Source organism: Cyanobium sp. NIVA-CYA 375, from assembly GCF_056108345.1.
On the sequence record NZ_JBSYHW010000407.1, the window covers coordinates 1 to 566 of the forward strand.

The 566-nt window shown below is 63.4% G+C and carries 1 protein-coding gene; it reads right to left on the reverse strand.

Going from position 1 to position 566, the window contains the following annotated elements; genetic code table 11:
* A partial coding sequence (gene hflK / locus AC01FP_RS18850) for a protease modulator HflK (protein WP_474482465.1) occupies positions 1-566 on the reverse strand: 566 nt, incomplete at both ends.

Sequence of the window (566 nt, forward strand, 5' to 3'; positions counted from 1 at the left end):
CGGGCGCAAGGCGATACTGCTCGTAGACCTTGTCGAACGCCTCGGTTTCACCTTCCGCCTGAGCCAGGATCCGCTGCGCGGTGGCGCGGGCGCGGTTCATCGCCGCATTGGCATCCTGCTCGGCGACCGAGACGTCCTTGAACGCGTCGAGCACTTCGCCTGGCGGGTCGGTCTTGTTGATGTCGACGCCCTGCACGGTGATCCCTGAACGATAGGCATCGAGCAGGGCCTGCATCCGGGTCATGACCCGTTCCTCGATCTCGGCCCGGCCGGCACCGGAGAAGGTCTGGTCGAGTGTCTTCTGTGCGACAGCCGCGCGCATCGCCGATTCGGCCACTTCCTTGATCGTGTTGGTCGGATCATCGAGCTGGAAGCGGAACAGCTTCAGGTCCTTGATGTTCCAGCGGATGATGTAGCTGACATTGGCGAGGTTCTGGTCCCCGGTCAGGATCAGCTTCTGCTCGGTTCCTTCGGGGATCTTCCCCAGCCGGATCTCGCGCACGTCCTCGCGGTCGACCTGGTGTAACGGATAGGGCAGCGTCACATTGAAGCCGGGCTCCAGCGTG